General features: G+C 71.2%; 15 protein-coding genes and 1 pseudogene. 4 read left to right on the forward strand and 12 right to left on the reverse strand.

Annotation, left to right across the window (positions count from 1 at the left end; genetic code table 11):
- The 10 genes and pseudogenes from ITP53_RS30025 to thrC form a co-directional block, all read right to left on the reverse strand.
- Positions 1 to 2,004, reverse strand: a pseudogene (locus ITP53_RS30025) (hypothetical protein); the annotation flags it as partial.
- An 87-nt stretch (positions 2,005 to 2,091) separates the two neighbouring features.
- Positions 2,092 to 2,739 carry an L-threonylcarbamoyladenylate synthase gene (locus tag ITP53_RS30030; protein ID WP_195898822.1) on the reverse strand — a complete coding sequence of 216 codons (648 nt, stop codon included), beginning with the start codon at positions 2,737 to 2,739 and terminating at the stop codon, positions 2,092 to 2,094.
- A 128-nt stretch (positions 2,740 to 2,867) separates the two neighbouring features.
- Positions 2,868 to 3,722 carry a peptide chain release factor N(5)-glutamine methyltransferase gene (prmC, locus tag ITP53_RS30035; protein ID WP_195898823.1) on the reverse strand — a complete coding sequence of 285 codons (855 nt, stop codon included), beginning with the start codon at positions 3,720 to 3,722 and terminating at the stop codon, positions 2,868 to 2,870.
- A complete protein-coding gene (prfA, locus tag ITP53_RS30040) occupies positions 3,719 to 4,771 on the reverse strand; it encodes a peptide chain release factor 1 (RefSeq protein WP_195898824.1) in 1,053 nt (350 codons plus the stop codon). Before prfA ends, prmC begins: the two co-directional genes overlap by 4 nt.
- A 129-nt stretch (positions 4,772 to 4,900) precedes the next feature.
- Positions 4,901 to 5,119 (reverse strand): 50S ribosomal protein L31, encoded by a 219-nt coding sequence (gene rpmE / locus ITP53_RS30045; protein WP_106248153.1) that lies wholly within the window; start codon positions 5,117 to 5,119, stop codon positions 4,901 to 4,903.
- Positions 5,120 to 5,250: 131 nt separating this feature from the next.
- Entirely contained in the window at positions 5,251 to 5,886 is a 636-nt protein-coding gene (locus ITP53_RS30050; RefSeq protein WP_195898825.1) for a response regulator, read from the reverse strand.
- Positions 5,887 to 5,896: 10 nt separating this feature from the next.
- On the reverse strand, positions 5,897 to 7,162 hold the full coding sequence (locus tag ITP53_RS30055) for a sensor histidine kinase (RefSeq protein WP_207756598.1): 1,266 nt from the start codon (positions 7,160 to 7,162) through the stop codon (positions 5,897 to 5,899).
- A 246-nt stretch (positions 7,163 to 7,408) separates the two neighbouring features.
- On the reverse strand, positions 7,409 to 9,508 hold the full coding sequence (gene rho / locus ITP53_RS30060) for a transcription termination factor Rho (RefSeq protein ID WP_195898826.1): 2,100 nt from the start codon (positions 9,506 to 9,508) through the stop codon (positions 7,409 to 7,411).
- A 460-nt stretch (positions 9,509 to 9,968) separates the two neighbouring features.
- Positions 9,969 to 10,874, reverse strand: coding sequence for a homoserine kinase (gene thrB / locus ITP53_RS30065; protein WP_195898827.1), 906 nt, complete (start codon positions 10,872 to 10,874; stop codon positions 9,969 to 9,971).
- A 66-nt stretch (positions 10,875 to 10,940) separates the two neighbouring features.
- On the reverse strand, positions 10,941 to 11,999 hold the full coding sequence (gene thrC / locus ITP53_RS30070) for a threonine synthase (RefSeq protein ID WP_195898828.1): 1,059 nt from the start codon (positions 11,997 to 11,999) through the stop codon (positions 10,941 to 10,943).
- A gap of 178 nt (positions 12,000 to 12,177) precedes the next feature.
- On the opposite strand from thrC, the gene ITP53_RS30075 reads away from it, so the two are divergent.
- Positions 12,178 to 13,644, forward strand: a complete 1,467-nt coding sequence (locus ITP53_RS30075; RefSeq protein WP_195898829.1) for a glycosyltransferase — start codon at positions 12,178 to 12,180, stop codon at positions 13,642 to 13,644.
- A 210-nt stretch (positions 13,645 to 13,854) separates the two neighbouring features.
- On the opposite strand, the gene ITP53_RS30080 is transcribed toward ITP53_RS30075, so the two are convergent.
- Both ITP53_RS30080 and ITP53_RS30085 read right to left on the reverse strand, forming a co-directional pair.
- The gene (locus tag ITP53_RS30080) at positions 13,855 to 15,630 is read right to left on the reverse strand and encodes a glycosyltransferase family 2 protein (RefSeq protein WP_207756599.1); all 1,776 of its coding nucleotides are present in this window, start codon (positions 15,628 to 15,630) and stop codon (positions 13,855 to 13,857) included.
- A complete protein-coding gene (locus ITP53_RS30085) occupies positions 15,627 to 16,700 on the reverse strand; it encodes a glycosyltransferase family 2 protein (protein ID WP_195898830.1) in 1,074 nt (357 codons plus the stop codon). The genes ITP53_RS30080 and ITP53_RS30085 overlap by 4 nt, the downstream gene beginning before the upstream one ends.
- Positions 16,701 to 16,962: 262 nt before the next feature.
- On the opposite strand from ITP53_RS30085, the gene ITP53_RS30090 reads away from it, so the two are divergent.
- The 3 genes from ITP53_RS30090 to ITP53_RS30100 are packed head-to-tail and all read left to right on the forward strand — an operon-like array spanning position 16,963 to position 20,845.
- Positions 16,963 to 17,397, forward strand: a complete 435-nt coding sequence (locus tag ITP53_RS30090) for a hypothetical protein (protein WP_195898831.1) — start codon at positions 16,963 to 16,965, stop codon at positions 17,395 to 17,397.
- The gene (locus ITP53_RS59480; protein WP_195898832.1) at positions 17,394 to 18,896 is read left to right on the forward strand and encodes a glycosyltransferase; all 1,503 of its coding nucleotides are present in this window, start codon (positions 17,394 to 17,396) and stop codon (positions 18,894 to 18,896) included. Before ITP53_RS30090 ends, ITP53_RS59480 begins: the two co-directional genes overlap by 4 nt.
- Positions 18,893 to 20,845, forward strand: a complete 1,953-nt coding sequence (locus ITP53_RS30100; RefSeq protein ID WP_195898833.1) for a glycosyltransferase — start codon at positions 18,893 to 18,895, stop codon at positions 20,843 to 20,845. Before ITP53_RS59480 ends, ITP53_RS30100 begins: the two co-directional genes overlap by 4 nt.
- The last annotated feature ends 6 nt before the right edge of the window (positions 20,846 to 20,851 follow it).

Raw genomic sequence — 20,851 nt, forward strand, 5'->3', positions numbered from 1 at the left:
CTCCTGAACCGTGGCCCCGCCACGAACCGCCGAGGCGTCCTGAACCGTGGCCCCGTAGCCTGGCGCGACGCCTCCCGCACTTGTGCCGCTCCCCTCCGCAGGCGCCGTGGGGGGAGTCCTCACCCCACCACCAGCACCGGACGAGGCCGCGCCTCCCGCGTCCCTCTCACTACCCGCCGCGCCGGCATCCCCAGGCACCGCCCCAGAACCCCCTGGCACCGCCTCCGAACCACCCGGCGCCACACCAGTCCCGCCCGGCAGCGCGTCGGAACCACCCGGGCCCCTGCCGCCGTCCCCTGGCATCGCATCCGAGCCACTCCCAGCCCCGCCACCACCGCCTGGCATGGCATCCGAGCCGCCCGGAGTCCCGCCGGTTCCGTCCGGTGATGTGTTGGTGCCGCCGGGCGTGTTGTCCTTGTCGGGCGTACAGGTGCCGTCGGGGCGCGCGGGGGTTCCGTCGTCGGTTGGTGCGGCGCCGGCGGCCGGGGGTGTGGTTTGGGTGCCTGAGGTGGCTTCCGAGGTCGGAGGGAGGGGTGTCGAGGTGGCGTCCGAGGTGGGCGGGAGAGCGGTCGCGGTTCCTGCCCCTGAGCTGGGGCGGCCGGGGTCGATGGAGCCGGTGTCGCCGTCCGGGCGGATGTCGCGTTCGGCCCAGTCGCCCCTGCCGTATTCGCCCGCCGGGACGTCCACACTCGGCAGGTCCTGGGGCTGGATGTCGCGATGGTTCTCGATGACCGTACTCAGCGCGTCCAGGCTGGGCGGTGTGGTGCCGGCGGAGACCACGTCGCCGCCGTCGCGGGCCCACGCTCCGACGTTCGTGGCGGCGGTGGTGTCGCCGGGCATCTTCGGCATTTCTGCAGGTCGTACGTTGTCAGTGTCCTTGAGCAGGTTCTCCAGTTGCTCAGCCGTGGGCGGGTCCACAGGCACCTGCAGGACCTTGACCCCATCGACCTCCACGATCTGCGGTTTGGTCGCGTCGACCTCGCGGGGCTCATTTCTGACCGGCGTGTCCGTCGCACCACCATCGGCCTCGGCTCCCTGGTCGCGCCCGCTGTCCACGTCATCGCCGTTGGGGCAATCAACGCCCTGATCCCCGATCCCTCCATCACCCCCGGTCTCCGACCCGGTCCCGCCACCGCCGATCCCGGTCCCTGTGTCCCCTGTTCCGGTGCCGCCGGTCCCAGTGCCTGTGTCCCCAACTCCAGTACCACCGGTCCCAGTGCCTGTGTCCCCTGTTCCGGTGCCGCCGGTCCCAGTGCCGCCCGTCCCGGCGTCTCCAGTACCGGCGTCCCCGGCGTCGTCGCAGTTCTTGTCGCCGGAGTCCGCCACGGGCGCATCGCCCGTCCTCTCGTCGGAGTCCGTCTTCCCATCGACATCGGGATCGCCATCAGCGTCCGGCTTCCCCACCGCATCGGGTTTCCCATCGGAGCCGGTCGCAGGCGCATCGCCGGTCTTCCCGTCCGAGCCCGTCTTCCCATCGACATCGGGCTTGCCATCGGCGTCCGGCTTCCCATCGGCGTCGGGCTTCCCCACCGCATCGGGCTTCCCCTCCGAGCCGGTCGCAGGCGCATCGCCCGTCTTGCCGTCCGAACCCGTCTTCCCGTCGGCGTCGGGTTTGCCGGTCGGCTCGTCGTCGGGCTTGAGTGGTTCGCCTGTCTCGGGGAGGGAGGCGGCCTCGTCGGGCATGTCGCCGACGCGCGGGTTGTCGTGCTTGACCTGAACCCCGCGCACGCTCTTGACCTCGTCGCCTCCGGCCACGGGCACGTTCCCCTGCGGCTGGTCGACCCGCTTCTCCAGCACCCCCAGCCGATCGCCGACGTCCTTGACCATCTCGTCGACGGCGTCGGCGACCTGTACGGGCCGGTGGGTGGTCCGGGTGGCCAGCCCGGCCTGGCTCATGGCGAGCCTGACCCGGTCCTCGACCGCACGCATCTGCGTGGCCGCGTGCTTCACCTCGGTCAACAGGTCACGGACCAGCTGGGGATCCATGCCGTCGAACTTGCCCATCGGCCACTCCCGGACGTATCGAGGCTCCGGGCTCACCGTAATCTTGGCCGGAGCGCCGCCGCAGCCGGGATAAGCAGACGGTATACGTCAGTCGTCGGTGGCGACGTAGCCGATGATGCCGCGCAGCTTCTCCACCGGGATCGCTCCGCGCCGCAGCATCCTGGGCACGGCCGTGGTCAGATCGAGGATGGTGGACGGCGTGTTGTCGGTGGTCTTGCCGCCGTCGAGGTAGACCGCGATCGACTCGCCGAGCTGCTCCTCGGCCTCCGCGGCGGTGACGGCCGGAGCCGCGCCCGAGCGGTTGGCGCTGGAGACGGCCATCGGCCCGGTCTCCTTGAGCAGGTCGAGCGCGACGGGGTGGAGCGGCATGCGGACGGCCACCGTGCCCTTGGTGTCCCCCAGGTCCCAGGAAAGGGCCCTGTTGGCCTTGCAGACGAGCGTGAGCGGCCCAGGCCAGAAGGCGTCTATCAGGTCCTGCCCGTACGGCCCGAGGTCGTCTATGAGCGCTGTGGCGGCTCTGACGGTGCCCACGAGCACCGGTGGCGGCATCTCACGGCCCCGCCCCTTCGCGTCGAGCAGCGCGGTGACGGCCGACGGCGTGAACGCGTCGGCGCCGATGCCGTAGACGGTGTCGGTCGGCAGCACCACGAGCTCGCCCCGGCGTACGGCGGCGGCCGCCTCCGTCAGTCCCTCGGTCCGCTGATCGAGGTCGGAGCAGTCAAAGCTTCTTCCCACGGTCTTGTTGCCTCACTCCGCTCAGCCATCGAGCGGCACTGTCGAGGCCCCCTCCTTCCTCATTCGGTCGCCCGCGCCCTCTCGTCGTCACCAGAAGGCCGCGCGCTGTCGAGGCGCTCGCGTGCATCCTAGTCTTGGCCCAGCCTGGCGGTGACGAAGCGGTCTCGTCTGGTGAGATCCTGCCGCAGGCGCACGTCGCGCCAGCCGTTGTCCTCGGGGAACGTCAGGTAGACCGCCCTGCCCTGCTCGTCGGCGTGTTCGACCGCCACCCAGCCGCCTGGGCGCAGCAGGCGGCGGGCCGTGCGCTCGACCGCGCGCACCTCACCGAGCCCGTCGTCACCGGAGCCGTACAGCGCCCTGGAGGGGTCGTAGTGGCGCACCTCGGGGTCGCGCGGGATCGCGCCTGGCGGGATGTAGGGCGGGTTGGAGATGACCAGGTCGACCTTGCCGTTGAGCTCGGGCAGCGCCTCCGCGAGGTCCTCGGGGTGCAGGTGGGTGCGGCCCTGGCCGTGCTCGGAGATGTTGCGCTTGGCCCAGGTGTACGCCGCCGGATCGACCTCCACGGCGTGCACCTCGGCCAGCGCCACCTCCTGGGCGATGGAGAGCGCGATCGCGCCGGAGCCGGTGCCGAGGTCGACCACGAGCGGGGCGGTGACGTCCATCTCGCGCAGCGTCTCGATGGCCCACCCGGCCATCACCTCGGTCTCCGGCCTCGGGACGAACACGCCGGGCCCGACCGAGAGCTCCAGGTAGCGGAAGTAGGCGTGGCCGGTGATGTGCTGCAGCGGCTCGCGGGCCTCGCGCCTGGCCACGCCCTCCCAGAACAGGGCGTCGAAGTCGGCGTCCCTGACCGTGTGGAGCTCGCCCCTGCGCACGCCGTGGACGAATGCCGCGATCTCCTCCGCGTCGGTGCGCGGTGAGGGGACACCTGCCTCGGCCAGCCGGGCGGTGGCGAGGGCTATCTCGTCCAGCAGAAATGTCATGAGTGTTGTGCGAGCTTCTCCGCCATCTCGGCGTCGATGAGGGCTTGGGTGACGGCGCTGAGCTCACCGTCGAGAACCTGGTCGAGGTTATACGCCTTGAAGCCGACGCGGTGGTCGGAGATGCGATTTTCCGGGAAGTTGTAGGTGCGTACGCGCTCGGACCGGTCGACGGTGCGGACCTGCGACTTGCGCTCGGCCTGGGCGGCGGCGTCGGCCTCCTCCTGCGCCACGGCCAGCAGCCTGGCGCGCAGGATGCGCATGGCCGACTCCTTGTTCTGGAGCTGGCTCTTCTCGTTCTGGCAGGAGACGACCACGCCGGTGGGCAGGTGGGTGATGCGGACCGCGGAGTCGGTGGTGTTGACGCTCTGGCCGCCGGGACCGCTGGAGCGGTAGACGTCGATGCGCAGGTCGTTGGGGTCGATCTGGACCTCGACCTCCTCGGCCTCCGGGTAGACGAGCACGCCCGCGGCGCTGGTGTGGATGCGGCCCTGCGACTCGGTGACCGGCACCCGCTGCACGCGGTGCACGCCGCCCTCGTATTTGAGCCTGGACCAGACGCCCTCGTCTCCCTTGGCCCTGATGCCGACCGTGACGTCCTTGTAGCCGCCCAGGTCGGAGGGCTGACTGTCGATGACCTCGGTCTTCCAGCCGAGCCGCTCCGCGTAACGCAGATACATCCGCAGCAGGTCGCCCGCGAACAACGCGGACTCCTCACCGCCCTCGCCCGCCTTGATCTCCATGATGATGTCCTTGTCATCGTTGGGATCGCGCGGGATGAGTAGGTGCCGGAGCCTGTCCTCCAGCCGGGGGATGCGGGCTTCGAGCTCGGCGGCCTCGGCGGCGAACGTCTCGTCCTCGCCGGCCAGCTCCTTCGCGGCGGTCAGGTCCTCGCGGACCGACTGCAGCTCGCGGTAGGTGCCGATGATCGGCGTGAGCTGTGAGTAGCGCCTGCCGAGGGTGCGGGCCTTGTTCTGGTCGGCGTGCACGGAGGGGTCGGCGAGCTGCGACTCCAGCTCGGAATACTCCTTGAGCAACTCGTCGAGGTTCACCGTGCGTCCTTCTTTTCCTTCGATGGGCCCAGCCGATGAGAAACCCGGCCGCGATGCGCCGATCTCTCGTTAGTCACCAACAACGCCGACCCGGCGCACCGGGGTGCGTCCGGGCCGGCGTCGGTGAAGCTACTTGCCCGTGGCCTTCTTGCCGAAGCGCTTCTCGAAGCGAGCCACCCGGCCGCCCGTGTCGAGGATCTTCTGCTTGCCGGTGTAGAACGGGTGGCAGGCAGAGCACACGTCGGCGTGGATCACGCCGTTCTTCGCGGTGCTACGGGTGGTGAACGTGTTACCGCAGGAGCAGGACACCTGCGTCACGTTGTAGTCAGGGTGAATGTCGCGCTTCATCGCTGTCCTTTCGGGGCGCGGCCGCCGGGTCGCCGTCACGCATGGCGTGAACCGGAACCGCGAAATGGTCAGCTACCAGTGTGCCAGATCGTGTAACCATCCCAGGCCATCGCGCATTCCCGAGGTGTTCATCAGCGGCCCAGGTAGGTCAGGACGGCGAGCACGCGCCGGTGGTCCTCGGGCGCGGGCCCGAGCGCCAGTTTGGCGAAGATGCCGGAGATGTGCTTTTCCACCGCGCCCTCGGTGACGACGAGCCTGGCGGCGATGGCGGTGTTGGAGCGGCCCTCGGCCATGAGCGCGAGGACCTCGCGCTCGCGGGGCGAGAGCGAGTCGAGCGGGGCGCCGCGGCGCTGGCGGCTGAGTAACTGCACGACCACCTCGGGGTCGATGACCGTGCCTCCGGCCGCCACCTGCCGCACCGCCTCCAGGAACTCGGCCACGTCGGCCACCCGCTCCTTCAGCAGGTAGCCGACGGCCTTGCCGATGAGGTCGCCGGCGTAGCGCTCCTCGACGTACTGCGAAAGGACCAGGATCGGGAAGTCCGGGCGGACCGCGCGGACCTTGAGCGCCGCGCGCAGCCCCTCGTCGGTGTGGCTGGGCGGCATGCGCACGTCGACGATCGCCAGGTCGGGCTCATGCTGGAGCACGGCCTCCACCAGGGCACGGCCGTCCGAGACGGCCGCGACGGTCTCGATGCCGCCGTCGGCCAGCAGCCGCGCGAGCCCCTCACGCAGCAGTACGGAATCCTCGGCGATGACCACGCGCATGTGCACATGACTACCACTCGCACGGCAACTCCGCGCGCACGAGCGTGTGGCCGCCGACGGGGCTGTGCAGGACGAGTACGCCGTCGATGGTGGCCGCCCGGTCGGCCAGCCCCGCCAGGCCGCCACCCGGACAGACGACCGCGCCGCCGATGCCGTTGTCCCACACGTCCACGACCACGCCCCGGTGGTCCTTGATCACCGTCACCGCCGCCTCGGTCGCGGCCGCGTGCTTGGCCATGTTGGCCAGCGTCTCGGCCACGATGAAGTACGCGATGCTCTCCACCGCCGCCGGCGGCCGTTCGGGCAGGTCGACGGACACGTCCACGCGGATCGGCGCCCGCGCGGCCAGTCCGGACAGTGCCGCGTCGAGGCCGCGGTCGCTCAGGATGGCCGGGTGGATGCCCCTGGCCAGGTTGCGCAGCTCGGCGATGGCGGCCTTGGTGCCCGCGTGGGCCTGAGTGATGAGCGTCCTGGCCGTCTCAGGCTCGCTGTCGAACTTCGCCTGCGCCCGTCCCAGGTCGACCGCCACGGACAACAGCCGCTGCTGGGCGCCGTCGTGCAGGTCCCGCTCGATCCTGCGCCGCTCGGCCTCGGCCGCGTCGATCCCCCTGGCCCTGCTGGCCCGCAACCGCTCCTCCTCGCTGCCCCCGAGCAGCACCACGGCGAGCGTCGCGTGCAACCAGGCCATCCCCCGCACGACGTACGCGGTCAGCACGAGCATCAGGGCACCGAAGACCCCGGCGACGAGGGCTCCTGGCAGGTTGTCGATGATCACTTCGCCGCGGCCGTTCGTCGCCTCGAAGACGACGTACAGCACGGGCGCGGACAGCAGCATCCCCGTCGCCGTCAGCAGCACGACCGACACGGCCGCCTCGACCAGCCCCAGCGGGAGCAGCATCAGCAGGTAGCCGAGATCCTTCCAGGTGGCCGGATCCACCAGCAGCCACCGGATGTGCGCGCCGAGCCCATGCTCGGGCCGCGCCCGGTACGGATCCGCGATCTTGATCCCGAACGCGGCCCACAACAGCCGCCGCTCCAGCATCGCCCCGCCGCGCCACGCCAGAATGGTCGCCATCGCGAGCGGCACACCCACCCAGACGATCGCCAGGGTGAGCGCGGTGGGCACCGCGACCGACAACACCAGGAACCAGCCGAGCCCGAAGACCACGCTCACCAGCAAGTACGGCACCGCACGCCAGGTCATCGGATCCACCAGGATTCCGAGCGGCCCCGTGGGCCCCAGCGGTACGCGGTCCTTCAACGCCACCGATCGCATGACCTCCAGCGTGCCCGCCCGAAGGCCGGGAGTGAATGCGGCAGGCTCCCTCGCCGAGGTAGGGCTAGCCCCCCGCCCCGGGCGGTTCCGCACGGCACGGAAAGTGTCCCTACCGACGAGAAGCCCACCACAAAAGTCCGCACGACAGAGTCCGCGAAGGGTCCGTACGACAGATCCGCACGAAAGAGTCCGCGCGGACGCGCAGAGGCGGCCGGGTGGGAACCTCGGCCGCCTCTGGTGGAGCCGCTAGTCGCGCTCGTTGCTCACCGTGGTCTTCTGGACCTGCAGGAGGAACTCCGCGTTGGACTTGGTCTCCTTCATCTTCTCCAGGAGCAGCTCGAGAGCCTGCTGCATGTCCAGGGCGTGCAGCACGCGCCGCAGCTTCCAGACGATCTGGAGCTCGTCCCTCGCCATGAGGATCTCTTCCTTACGGGTGCCGGACGCGTCGACGTCCACCGCGGGGAAGATCCGCTTGTCGGCCAGGGAGCGGTTGAGCTTGAGCTCCATGTTGCCGGTGCCCTTGAACTCCTCGAAGATGACCTCGTCCATCTTCGACCCGGTCTCGACCAGGGCCGTGGCGAGGATCGTCAGCGAGCCGCCGTTCTCGATGTTGCGGGCGGCGCCGAAGAAGCGCTTGGGCGGGTAGAGCGCCGTGGAGTCGACACCACCCGACAGGATGCGACCGGAAGCCGGGGCCGCCAGGTTGTAGGCGCGGCCGAGGCGGGTGATCGAGTCGAGCAGGACGACCACGTCGTGGCCCAGCTCCACCAGGCGCTTGGCCCGCTCGATGGCGAGCTCGGCGACCGTGGTGTGGTCTTCGGCGGGACGGTCGAAGGTCGAGTGGATGACCTCGCCCTTGACCGACCGCTGCATGTCGGTGACCTCTTCAGGCCGCTCGTCCACGAGCACGACCATGAGGTGGCACTCGGGGTTGTTGCGGGTGATCGCGTTGGCGATGGCCTGCAGCACCATCGTCTTACCGGCCTTGGGCGGCGAGACGATGAGGCCGCGCTGGCCCTTGCCGATCGGCGAGACGAGGTCGATGATCCGCGTGGTGAGGATGTTGTGCTCGGTCTCGAGCCGCAGGCGCTCCTGCGGGTAGAGCGGCGTCAGCTTGTTGAAGTCAGGCCGGTTGCGGGCCTGCTCCGGGTCCATGCCGTTGACGGTGTCGAGGCGGACCAGGGCGTTGAACTTCTCCCGCCGCTCGCCGTCGCGGGGCTGCTTGACGGCGCCGGTGATGACGTCGCCCTTGCGCAGGCCGTTGCGGCGGATCTGGGCGAGCGAGACGTAGACGTCGTTGCTGCCCGGCAGGTAGCCGCTGGTCCTGACGAACGCGTAGTTGTCGAGGATGTCGAGGATGCCGGCGATCGGGATGAGCACGTCGTCCTCGCCGATGACCGGCTCGCCGCTCTCGTAGCGGTCACGGCCACGGCCGCGGTTGCGCTCCCTGAAGCGGCCCCTGCGGCCACGGCCACCGCGCTCGTCGTCGTCACCGCCGCGCTGGTCGCCACGGTCACCTCGGTCACCTCGGTTTGCCGAGTCCGCGGCGCGCTCGCGCTGGTCACTGCGCTGGTCACTGCGCTGGTCACTGCGCTGGTCACTGCGCTGGTCACTGCGGCCGCCGTCGCGTCCGCCGTCACGGCTGCTCTCGGCACGGCCGCCCTCACCGCGGTCGCCGCCCCGATCACCCCGGTCGCCGCGGTCACCCCGATCGCCCCGGTCGCCGCGGTCGCCGCGCTCACGGCGCTCGCCGCGGCTGCGGCGCTCACGACGGCTCTCGCCGCGCTCGGCCCGCGACTCGGCCTGACCGGCCTCCACGGACTGACTCTGCTGCTCCACGACCGGCTCCGTCGCCGCGGCGACGGGCGCGGCCGCAGCGGCCGCGATCGGCTCGGCGACGGGCTGCTGCACCGGCTGCTGTGTCGGCTGCTGGGCCGGCTGTGTCGGCTGCTGTGCCGGCTGGGCCGGCTGGGCCGGCTGCTGTGCGGGCTCCTCGGCGGTCTTGGCGCGGGAACGTTCCCTGCGTGTGCGTGTGGGCCGCTCGGCGGCGGGCGCCGTCTCCGCGGGAGCGGAGGCGGGTGCCTCAGCCGCGGGAGCCGTCGCGCCTTCTCCGGAACCGCCACCCTGCTTCTCCTGGATGGCCGCGATGAGCTGGCTCTTACGCATGCGCCCGGTCCCGCTGATGCCCAGCTCGGCTGCCATCTTCTGCAGCTCGGGCAGCACCTTGGCGGACAGGCCGGTGCCGGAGCGACGCGCACGCGGCTTGGCCGGAGCGCGGGTGGGGGTGTCGCCGGACGCCGGCTCAGCGCCTGATGCGTCGGAGAGGAGTTCGGTGGTGTCGCTCAACTAAAAGGTCCTTCCCAGGGGTCGGGCGCCGGTTTTGTTCTGCCGGGCGTCCCGGAGGTGCTTGCGATCCGGCGGGACAGACCGGGTCGGGGTGCACTTTGCGATCTTCGACTGTCGCTGGAGACTGCCGCCACTCTTGGGGAGGGGCTCGTCCAGGCCGCCACAGGACCGTGGCGCGTGGCTGACACCCCCCAGATTGCTGTCGCCAACCAGATGTCGAGTTGATTCGAACGCGCAGGTCCCCGTCGTCGCCACCTCGCGCCGGGCCAACCGGGTGTGGGCCAACCGGAGGCAACGGATTCCGGGGAGACAGCCGCGCCGCCGCTCACGTCTCTCGACGTGAAGCATGCTGCAGCGATGTATGACTGACAAGCACGCACCCACCAAGGGGGCATCTGGTGCGGCTATCAGCCTAACATCACCAGCGCGCACGGCTATTCCCTGAAGGTCTAAAGAGGCATCAGCGTGTCTCGGGGAACTGAACGTTCGCACCAAACGGGTCGACGTCCATTTGCTGGATGTGCCAGTCAGTACCCACTTCTGGCGCGATCAAATCCTGCGTATCCGAGGTCGAAAACGCAAGAACCGTGGGACCCGCTCCCGAAACGACCGCGGGCACGCCCACGGCACGGAGACGTTCTACCAGATCCGCGCTCTCGCGCATCGCAGGCGCGCGGTAGTGCTGGTGGAGTCGATCCTCGGTGGCGGCAAGCAGCAGCTCTCGGTCCGGACGCTGGGTCAACGCGGCGATCAGCAACGCGGCCCTGCCGGCGTTGAAGGAGGCGTCCTTGTGGGGCACGTCCTTCGGCAAGAGCCCCCGCGCGGTCTCCGTGCTCAGGCGCGTCGATGGAATGACGGCGACTGGACGGACCCGCTCGTCCGGAGTCAGTTTCAGCCTACGCGGCGACCCGGTGTGGTCTGACCACGCCACCGTCAGCCCGCCCGCCAGGCAGGGAGCGACGTTGTCTGGATGGCCTTCCATCTCGGTGGCCAGCGCGAACACCTCGTCGTCAGAGAACTCGGCGTCCGACAGGGCGCGGGCGGCCAGGATACCCGCGCAGACGGCCGCCGCGGACGAGCCGAGACCGCGGGCGTGCGGAATGCCGTTGCGGCAGGTCAGGCGGATCCCCTCGGGCTGAGGGACCCCCATGCGGCCGAACGCCCGCCGCATCGCACGGACGACCAGGTGACCCTCTCCGAGATCGAGCTCCCCCGCCCCCTGGCCCGTCACGGCGACGTGTACGCCGGACTCGCCGGTGAGCGTGGCCTCGATCTCGTCGTACAAGGTCAGTGCCAGCCCGAGCGAGTCGAAACCCGGCCCCAGGTTCGCGGACGTCGCCGGCACACGGATGTCAACGGTCCTCACGTTTGCCTCATCACTCCCCGTATTCCCCCAGTTTCCCCGGCCGGTGTCCTAGCCGGGCAGGTGCCGTCAGGCGAGGCCGAGCGCGCCGGCGGCGGCGTGGACGTCGATGGGGATGACGACCGGCGCAGGGGCTCCCGAAATAGCCCAGTCTGGGTCCTTCAGCCCGTTGCCGGTGACCGTGCAGACGATGCGCCGCCCCCGCTCGATCATGCCCTGCGCGTGCGCCTGCAGGAGGCCCGCGACGCTGGCCGCCGAGGCCAGCTCCACGAACACGCCCTCTTCCTGCGCCAGCAGCTTGTACGCCGCCGCGATCTGCCGGTCCGTCACCGCCTGGATGGCCCCGCCCGACTCGTCGCGCGCCGCGGTGGCGAGGCCCCACGAGGCCGGGTTGCCGATCCGGATCGCGGTGGCGATCGTGTGCGGATGGGCGACCGGCGCCCCCTCGACGATCGGCGCCGCCCCGCTCGCCTGGAACCCGAACATCCTGGGCAGCCTCGACGCCACGCCGCCCGCGAAGTATTCCTGGTAGCCCATCCAGTAGGCCGAGATGTTGCCCGCGTTGCCCACCGGGATGCAGTGGATGTCGGGTGCGTCACCCAGCGTGTCCACGATCTCGAACGCGGCCGTCTTCTGGCCCTGCAGCCTGAACGGGTTGACCGAGTTGACCAGCGCGATCGGGTAGCTGGACGACAGCTTGCGCGTCATCTCCAGGCAGTCGTCGAACGACCCCTCGACCTGCAGCAGCGTGGCCCCGTGAACGAGCGCCTGGGCCAGCTTGCCCATGGCGATCTTCCCGCGCGGCACCAGCACGGCACAGGTCAGCCCGGCGCGAACGGCGTAGGCCGCCGCCGAGGCCGAGGTGTTGCCTGTGGAGGCGCAGATGACCGCCTTGGCGCCTTCCTCGACCGCCTTGCTGATGGCCATGGTCATGCCGCGGTCCTTGAAGCTGCCGGTCGGGTTGGCCCCCTCGACCTTCAGGTAGACGTCACACCCCGTCAGGGCGGAGACGCGATGCGCGGGCACCAGCGGCGTGCCGCCCTCGAGCAGCGTGATGACAGGCGTCTTCGTGGTGACCGGAAGACGTTCGCGGTATTCCTCGATGAGGCCACGCCACGACCTGCTCATGATGACTCCCTACCTGCGGTGTTGGGCACAGAGTGTACGGGGTGCGCCGGCCTGCCGCGGAGCCGCGTCCACGGGTCGGACATGGATAGGACATGGGTAGGACGCAGCCGTTGGACAGGGGCACTATTCAGGAAATTCTCAGCATCTCCCGATAAGGTCTCGGCAGGGGGTCACCACCATGGACGCGCGTCCTGCTTTGAGGCAGAACGACTATTCACCGATCGAAGCGCCGCAGCTCGGCGCCTGGTCACCCGCCCTTTCCTTAAGCGTGGTGATACCCGCGCACGGCGGGCAGGACAGGCTCGACCTGACGCTGGCCGCGCTGGCGGCGCAGACGTACCCGGACCACTTGATGGAGGTCCTGGTCGTCGACGACGGCAGCGACCCGCCACTGCGGCTACCCGAGATCCGGCCGGTCAACACCCGTGTCGTACGGGTCCGCGACGGCTGGGGCATCGCCAACGCCGTCAACACCGGCGCCAAGGCCGCCGACGGCGAGATCATCCAGCGGCTCGACGCCGACATGGTGGCCTGCCGCGAGCACATCGAGGCCCTGGCCCGCTGGCACCACGTGACGGACTACCTGGTCACGATCGGGATGAAGAAGTTCGTCGACGCGCCGCCGATCACTCCACGGCAGGTCTTCGCCGCGAAGGAGCTGGGGGAGGTGTTCGACCTGGCGGGGGCGGTGGCGAGTTCCACCGAGGCGACGATCGAGAAGACCGACGGGCTGCGCAGGAGCCGCAATCCGTACCACGTGTGCACGGGGCCGACCTTCGCCCTGCCCAGGGAGGTCTTCCACGCCGTGGGCGGTCTCGACCCGACCGTGGTACGCGGTGAGGACACCGAGTTCTCCTACCGGCTGGCGATGCACGGCGTGGTGTTCGTGCCCGACATGGCGGCCCAGGCGGTGCACCTCGGCCTGCCCGCGCAGCATCGCGACAGGGAGCGGGCGGTGCGGGCGGTGGAGCCGTACCTGGCGCATCGGATCCCGTTGCGCAGGGACCTGCGTAAGGACCGGGGGCGGCGGTGGCTGGTGCCGTACGTGGAGATCGTGCTCGACGTGACGGACACGTCCGAGTCGGTGGTGCGGCAGGCGGTCGCGGCGGCGCTGGACGGCAAGCTGCAGGACGTCGTGGTGACGCTGGTCGGGCCTTGGTCGCGCCTGGCCGACTCGGGCCGCTGGGCGCTCTCCGACCCGTGCTTCGAGCTGCGGCTGATGCGTGACCTGTACGCGCACGACGAGCGCGTGCGGCTGATCGACGAGGCCGCGCCGACGCCCGCGCCGACGCCGTTCCGCTACCGGGGGCCGGTGGACGTGCCGCTGCACCGGGCGACGCTGGAGCGCATGATCGAGTCGGTGCAGAAGGACCTGGCCGGCGTACTCGTCGTGGACCTTCCCGACGGCCGGACGGCCCGGCTCGAACGCACCTCCGCCCTCGCCCGCGCCGCGCTCCTCACCGACGCGGGGGCCGATCTGGACGACGTCATCGACACCACACACGGGGTACGCCACGAGCCCCCTGACCGCTTCTGGCCCGCCCCCAAGCAGCCGGAACCGGTCACCATCCCCGCACCGGCGGCCGCGGACCCGCCCGAGAACACCCTGCTACGGCGCCTGAAGTCCGCCCTGCGCCCCAACTGACCCACCCCGGCGGGAGCCCCGCAGGGATCCCGAGATATTCGTCTCCGGCGGGCCAGGCCGATGATGTGCGCGCGGCGCCTCGCTCGACGAGCCGGTCGCGGGCCGGTCAGCCGAGCTCGGGTTGGTCAACCCGGCTGGCGCTTGCGCAGGGCGCGTCGTTTCATCGTGGTCGTCACCAGGCCGCGCAGGCTCCGCTGGGCGCGGGGCCGGTCAGCCCGGCTGGCGCTTGCGCAGGGCGCGTTTCATCGTGGTCGTCACCAGGCCGCGCAGGCTCCGCTGGGCGCGGTTGGCGGCTGCGAGTTGGCGGCGTAAGGTGCCGACGTCGCGGCGGAGCTCCACGGCCGACCTGCGCCAGCGTCCCGCCTCGTCCTTCCACTTGGCCACCTGGGCGCGCAGCCGCTCGGCCTCCTTGGCCAGCAGCGCCGCCTCCGCCTGCGCCTCCGTCCGCGCGCGGTACGCCGCGCGCCGGCCGACCAGCGGCGCGGGCTCGGCGGTGAAGCCGTAGGTCTCGCCCTCGACCCAGGAGACGCCGGACACCGTGTCCACCGCGTCGTCCGAATCTTCGCCGGGCGCCACGACCAGGCGGGCCCTGGCGAAGGCTGACACGCGTTCGAGCCGGGCCGCGACCACGCCCTCTGGGGACTCGCCGAGCAGCACGTTCACCAGGCCGAGGCCCTCGTCGCGGGCCAGTTCGAGCAGCCGGGCCAGCGTGTCCTCGCCGGGGATCCAGCCCGGCGGCAGGCGGAGCACGAACGGCACGGCGGGATCGACCGTTTCCGCGACGGACAGGTGGACTCGGCCCTCGTGCAGGTAATGGCCGTGGACCAGCACCAGATCGAGGTCAGGGTCACGCAGCGGGGCGCGGCGATCGCGGTCGAGGGTGTCCCATGGCCCGGTGACGAGCACCGAGATGTCGGGCACGGTGCCGGCGAGCAGCGCGTCCACGGCCGGGCGTACGACGTCGTAACCGGCAGTGCCGTCCACCACCACGACGACGTACGGGACCTTCCACTGCCGCCCTGGATGGCCGCGCAACCAGCGGTAGGCCGGGATGCGGTCCGCCACGAACGCGTGGCTCACCCGGTCGATCGGCTGCTTGTCGCGCATCCGCATCGTGGGCCCGAGGTGGTAGGCGCGGGCCGCGGGCTCGGGCACGAACACCGCGCCCGCCTGCGCCAGCCGGTAGCCCATCTCGGTGTCCTGGCCGAGGATCAGCTCCTCGTCCATCGGGCCCGCCGCCGCGACCAGCCGGGCGTTGACCGAGGTCGCGCCGCCGACGTGCAGGCTGAACGGGCGCTGCGGGTTGCCGGTGAGCCCGTCGGTGCGTTCGACCAGGTCGACGATCCAGGCGTGCGGCTCGGCGGGCTCGAAGTGCTTTTCGAGGTCGGCGGGCAACTCGGCGGGCACCTCGGCACCGGTGAACCTGATGTAGCCGGTCACCACGAGGTACGGGGCCGCGTGGTGCCAGCGCATGTGGGCCTCGATCGCGCCCGGGGTGAGGATCACGTCCGAGTCGAGCCAGTGGATCACGTCGCCCGTCGCCTCAGCCAGGCCGGCGTTGCGGGCGCTCGGCCGGCCTGGCCGCGCGCAGACGACCAGGCGGGTGCCCGCGGGGCGGGTGGCGGGCAGGCGCAGCGGCGGTGTGCTGCCGTTGTCGACGACGATGACCTCGGTCAGCGCGGCCGGGTACGTCTGCCTGGCCAGCCCGGCCAGCACCAGGTCCAGCTTGTCCTGGCCGCCGAAGGCCGGGATGACCACGCTGACCGTCAGCGTCGGTGTGAGGCTCTCTCGCGGGTCGAGCACGCGGTAGTCGTTTCCGCGCACGCGCGCCGGCTCGGCGTCGTCCCGACGGGCGGGCCCGGCGCCGTCCTGGCGGGCGGTCTCAACGTCGTCCCGGCGTGCGGGCCCGGCGTCGTCCCGGCAGGCGGACTCGGCGTCGTTCCGGCGGGCTCCCTCGGGAGGTGTCACGCCGGCGGGTGCGGTCATGCGGCGTCCATCAGCAGGCTCGGGCGGAAGCCGCGCCACTGGTTGGCGGCCACCTTGACGAAGTGGGCCAGTGGCAGTTGCCAGGTGTGCTGGTCGCTGAGACCCCGGCGCAGGACGTAACCGAGCCCGTGGGTCCGATAGGTACGAGCTCCGGCTTTCTGCGCCGCTTTCAGAAATTCAAGATCAACAGCCCGAGAAAGCCCGGGAAATCCGCCTATTTCCTGAAAATTCGATCGAGATACCAAGATCGTGCCACCGGCCACGTGATCCGCCCACACCTCGCTCGGATAGCCCGCCCCGCTCGCGAACGTCGTGCGCCTGATCGTCGCCTTCAGCGGCTCCAGGTAGAAGAACTCGGCGGTCGTGCCCACCACGTCTGCCCCGGCGTAGGACAGGGCCATGACCAGGTCGGACAGGTGGCGGGGACCGTACCAGTCGTCGTCGTCCCACTTCGCCACGTAGTCGCCGCCGGCCAGGGCCGCCGCCTGGTTGAGCACCTCGCCGAACGGCGTCGACTCCGCCGCCTCCACCCACGTCACCGACAGCGAACACCCCTCGACCGCCGCGCGTACCTCCTCGAACGCGACTCCGTGCAGCCCCAGCAGCACCTCGGCCTCGACGCCCAGTTGCCGCTCCATCTGGGCCAGCGCGGCGCCGACGAACCCGGGCCGCTTGGTCGACATGACGATGCTGACCTTGGGCGTGAGGGCGGGGTGCGCCAGGCGGCGCAGGCGTACGCTGTGCTCCTCCCGCCGCAGGTCGGCCAGGGAGCGTGCGGTGCCGTCGGGGGCGTGGTCGAGCCAGGCGCGGTCGGTGACCAGCGCGGCGAGGCCGGCCGGCACCCAGGGCTCCGCGCGCTCGGCCGTCAGCGGAACGCCGGCGGCCGCCAGCCGCAGCAGGCCGTCAACGGGCACCTCGGCGGCGGGCCACTCGATCTCCAGCCCCCGCAGCGGGCGCAGCGCGGCGACGTCGGGCGGGCGGCCGTCCACCGCCCAGCCGGTGTCGGCCCAGTGGAGGCGGGCCAGCCCCTTCTCCGGCGTACGCAGAAAGCCGCAAGGGGTGACGGACATGGGCGGGTGCTCCTCCACCGCTTGGGACTCAGTCGGCGCCTACCTTACGCCCCATTTACCGAATGGCAGACGCGGGCGGCGGTTTCGGCAGGGCGGGCTGGTCGAGCCGGAGGTGCTGCCAGATTTCCTCCAGGAACTTATGGCACGGTAGTTGCCAAAGTTTATTAAGGTGTCAATATCCCGAAGCCATCCCGAAGCACCCCTCATGTCCCCCAACGCCTCGGATGTCCGTCAAGGCGTGACCTATGAAAGGTACGCGCGGATGCTCTCGCCCCGCCGACTGGCGGCGACCGCCGCACTCCTCGCAGCTCTCGCGGTCGCACTCGCGGTTCTCGTCGTCTCCGGCCTGATCACGTTCGGCGCGGCGGCCGCCACGGCGGCGTTCCTCGTCGTGCTGGGCGCTCTGGCCTTCCTCACGCTGCTCGCGCGCCGCATCGACGGCAAGGCGCACAGGATCGACCTGCGGATCAAGAAGCACGAGGCCGAGCTGGCCAAGACCACCACCGCGATCAAGCACATCGAGACCCGGTTGGACCTGCTGGTGCGGGCCGTCGAGGAGTCGGCCGTGCGACGCGCCGACGACCTGGGCGCGATCCTGGCCTCGCTCGGCGAGGACCGGGTGAACGCCATGGCGCGGGCGCGAGAGGTGGAGGAGCTGCGCGCGGCCGTCCGCGCGCTGGCCAGGGACTCCGTATGACGCGGGTGAGGCACAACGACTACGGCGTGCTGCGACCGCCCGCGATCGGGGCGTGGACGCCGTCGCTGACCGTCTCCGTGGTCATCCCGGCCTACGACTGCGCGGACGTGCTGGAGCGCACGGTGGGGGCGCTGGCGCGGCAGACGTACCCGGCGGAGCTGGTCGAGGTGGTGGTCGCGGACGACGGAAGCGAGCCGCCGATCGAGGTTCCCGGCGCCCGGGTCGTACGGGTGGCCGAAGGGTGGGGACGCGGCGCGGCGCGGCAGACCGGGCAGCTCGCGGCCACCGGCGACGTGATCCACTGGCTGGACGCGGACATGCTGCCTGCCGAGGACCATCTCGAGGCGCACATGCGCTGGCACCACCTGATCGACTACGCGGTCGTGCTGAGTGACACGCGGTTCGTGGACGCGCCGGGCGAGGAGGGCGTCCAGTCCGAGTACGTCACGAAGACGCTGGAGTCGAGCCGGCGGCTCAAGGACTCGGGGTTCAGCGCGTACCTGCTGCACACGGGCGCGTCCACGTCCGTACGCGCCTGGTTGCTGCGGGCGGCGGGCGGCGTGGACGTCTCGCTGAACATGGCCGAGGACACCGAGCTCGGCTACCGGCTGGCCCAGAGCGGGGCGGTGTTCGTCCCGGACGCCGAGGCCAGGGCGTGGCACGTCGGGCCCTCCACCGTGATGCTGCGGGAGAAGGAGGTGCACCGGCACAACTGGTCGTACCTGGGTGACCTGATCCCGGACCTGCGCTGGCTGCGCGGCCATCCGCGCCGTCACTGGCTGGTGCCGTACGTGCGGGTGGTGGTGGCGGCGGCCACGTACGAGGAGACGCGCGCCACCGTGGACTCCGCGCTGGCCGGCACCCTCACCGACGCCGCCGTCACACTGGTCGGGCCCTGGGGGAAGCTGACCGGCGAACGCCGCTCGAACCTCGACGACCCCCTCCTCGACCTGCGGCTGCTCCACAACCTCTACGCGCATGAGCCCCGGGTCGCGTTCGCGGAGGGCGTACCCGCCTCCGCCGCGCCCTCCCCCTTCCAGCTGCACGTCCCCACCGGGTGGGTGCTGGGCGCCGACACGCTGACCGAGCTCGTACGGCACGCCGACCAGGACGGCCTCGGCCTGGTGTGCGCGGCGCTGACCGAGACCGGAGACGGGGTCGTGGCCGCCCGGCTGGAACGCACCTGCGCCTTCGCCCGCGCCGCCCGGTTCCAGGGCGGGGCCGACGACCTGGTGGACGAGATGTTCGGGTCGGAGTGGGCCAGCGGGAGCGAGTACGGCTTTACGGTCGCGGACGAGGCCGAGCCGCTGTCCGGCGACCCCGCCAAGTGGCGGGCGCTGGCGGGACGGCGGCTGGGAGAGGTCAAGCGGCTGCGCGCGGAGGTGGAACGGCTCACCGCCGAGGTCGAACGCCTCTCCGCCGTCCCGGAGGCCGCCGGCGCCGATGACTCCCGTGGACCGTTGAGCTCATTGATCAGGCACCTGCGGAGCGCCGGATGATCGCCCGGTTGCTGGCGGAGCTGGGCGAAGCCCGCGTGTTCTTCGCCGGAATCGACGACGTCGAGCCGCTGTACGCGGGCGCGTCCTCGCCGGTCGTCGATCTCGACCGGGATCTCCTGGAGCCGGTCGCCGAGCCCGAGCAGGTGGGCGAGGTGCTCGTCCTGGCCAGGACGCCGGCCGACCTGCGCAGGATCGCGACGCTGCACAAGCTGTTGCCGCAGGCCGAGCGGGTCGTGGTGGCCGTGCTCGACACGCCCGCCACCCACCCGGCCCCCGTGCCCATGCCGACGCCCGCGCACCGGTGGCGGTCGCTGACCGATCTGCGGGTGTACCAGCCGAAGAACCGGGTGTGGGTGGTGGAGGCCCGCTTCTCCGGTGCCACGCCCGCCGGCCGTACGGTCGCCGCCACGGCGCGGGCGTTCGCCGGGCATCGCCTCGACGTGATCACGGCTCCCGCGGCGGCGATCGCGGGGGTGGGAGCGGCGGACTGGCGGCCCGGCGACCCGAACGCCACGCCCGCCAAGGTGACGGGACCGGTGCCCGAGCGGGTCGGTGCGCCGGGAAGCGACATGGTGCTGCGCACACTCGACGCCACCACCGCGGACCGCCAGGACGACGCGCCCCTGCCCATCGCGAACGGCTCCCCCACCCCGCCCACGCCGATCGAGCGGCCGACGTTGACGGCGGTGAGCTGGGAGCGGCTGGGACGGCCCGGCATGTCGGGATCCCCGCTGGCGGATCCCGACGTGCTGGGGGAGCCCACGATGATCCCGCCGGTGGACGAGCGCCTGGTCAATCCCCAAGGTTTCGTGACGACCCCGGCCAACGGCATGGCGTCGCTGGCCGAGCGGGACGGCCGCTGGTCGGTGGTGCTGGACGGGAAGGTCGTGACGTCGTTCGCGGAGTCCGGCGGGGTCACCGACGCGGACGTGGCCAGGTTGCGCCAGATCCGGGGCGTCGAGGTGGACTGGCGGCACGCGCACAGCGGTCCGCTGGCCGCCGTACGGGTGCTGGCCGGGCTGGCCACCGCCGGGGTGCCGCTGGTGGCGGACGCGGTGCCGCGATGGGCCGGCGCCCTCGGAGAGGAAATAATCCGACTTATCGAGCTGCGTCCGGATGTATCGGATGATCTCGAGGATGATCTCAGTCGGGAGGAGTACAGCATCCGGCTGCGCCGGGCCGCACTCCGTACCCACGGCGTGGCGGCCCGATGGGAGCAGCTCGGCGCGCCGGCCCCCGCTCCCCCGCTCACCTCCGTGCTCCTCGCCACCCGCCGCACCGACATGGTGGCCTTCGCCCTCGGCCAGATCGCCCGCCAGCGGGACGTCCAACTTGAGGTGATCCTCGCGCTGCACGGCGTGCCGGCCGGTCATCCGGACGTGGCGGCGGCGATCGCGGCGTTCGAGTGGCCGCTGACCGTGATCGAGGCGGACCGCCAGGCCGTCTTCGGCGAGGTGCTGAACACCGCCGCCGCCAGGGCCTCGGGCTCGTTCCTGCTGAAGATGGACGACGACGACTGGTACGGCCCCGACTTCGTCTCCGACCTGCTGCTGGCGCACTCGTACTCGGGAGCGCAGGTCGTCGGCACGGTGCCGGAGTTCGTCTACCTGTCCTCCATCGACGTCACCGTGCACCGCAGGCAGATCACCGAGCAGATCACGAGTTTCGTGGCCGGCGGCACGATCCTGGTGGAGCGGTCCGCGTTCCAGGCGGTCGGCGGGTTCCGGCCGTTGCGGCGTTCGGTGGACACCCAGTTCCAGGAGGCCATGCAGGCTGCGGGCGGGCAGATCTACCGTACTCACGGGCTCGGCTACATTCTGCGCAGGGGCCCGGCCGCGAACCACACCTGGCAGGAGCCCATCGGGACGTTCCTGCAGCGCAACCGGCGGCAGTGGCGCGGCTTCCACCCGAACGCCCTCATGGCCCTGGACGGAAGCCCCCACCTGTGACGCCGC

Source organism: Nonomuraea cypriaca, assembly GCF_015645445.1.
Taxonomy (GTDB): Bacteria; Actinomycetota; Actinomycetes; order Streptosporangiales; family Streptosporangiaceae; genus Nonomuraea; species Nonomuraea cypriaca.

Bases quoted from the DNA above. Each gene is read 5' to 3' on its own strand.
- prmC (WP_195898823.1), bottom strand. From the start codon at position 3,722: ATGACATTTCTGCTGGACGAGATAGCCCTCGCCACCGCCCGGCTGGCC.
- rpmE (WP_106248153.1), bottom strand. From the start codon at position 5,119: ATGAAGCGCGACATTCACCCTGACTACAACGTGACGCAGGTGTCCTGC.
- ITP53_RS30050 (WP_195898825.1), bottom strand. From the start codon at position 5,886: ATGCGCGTGGTCATCGCCGAGGATTCCGTACTGCTGCGTGAGGGGCTC.
- ITP53_RS30055 (WP_207756598.1), bottom strand. From the start codon at position 7,162: ATGCGATCGGTGGCGTTGAAGGACCGCGTACCGCTGGGGCCCACGGGG.
- thrC (WP_195898828.1), bottom strand. From the start codon at position 11,999: ATGAGCAGGTCGTGGCGTGGCCTCATCGAGGAATACCGCGAACGTCTT.
- ITP53_RS30075 (WP_195898829.1), top strand. From the start codon at position 12,178: ATGGACGCGCGTCCTGCTTTGAGGCAGAACGACTATTCACCGATCGAA.
- ITP53_RS30080 (WP_207756599.1), bottom strand. From the start codon at position 15,630: ATGACCGCACCCGCCGGCGTGACACCTCCCGAGGGAGCCCGCCGGAAC.
- ITP53_RS30085 (WP_195898830.1), bottom strand. From the start codon at position 16,700: ATGTCCGTCACCCCTTGCGGCTTTCTGCGTACGCCGGAGAAGGGGCTG.
- ITP53_RS30090 (WP_195898831.1), top strand. From the start codon at position 16,963: ATGCTCTCGCCCCGCCGACTGGCGGCGACCGCCGCACTCCTCGCAGCT.
- ITP53_RS59480 (WP_195898832.1), top strand. From the start codon at position 17,394: ATGACGCGGGTGAGGCACAACGACTACGGCGTGCTGCGACCGCCCGCG.
- ITP53_RS30100 (WP_195898833.1), top strand. From the start codon at position 18,893: ATGATCGCCCGGTTGCTGGCGGAGCTGGGCGAAGCCCGCGTGTTCTTC.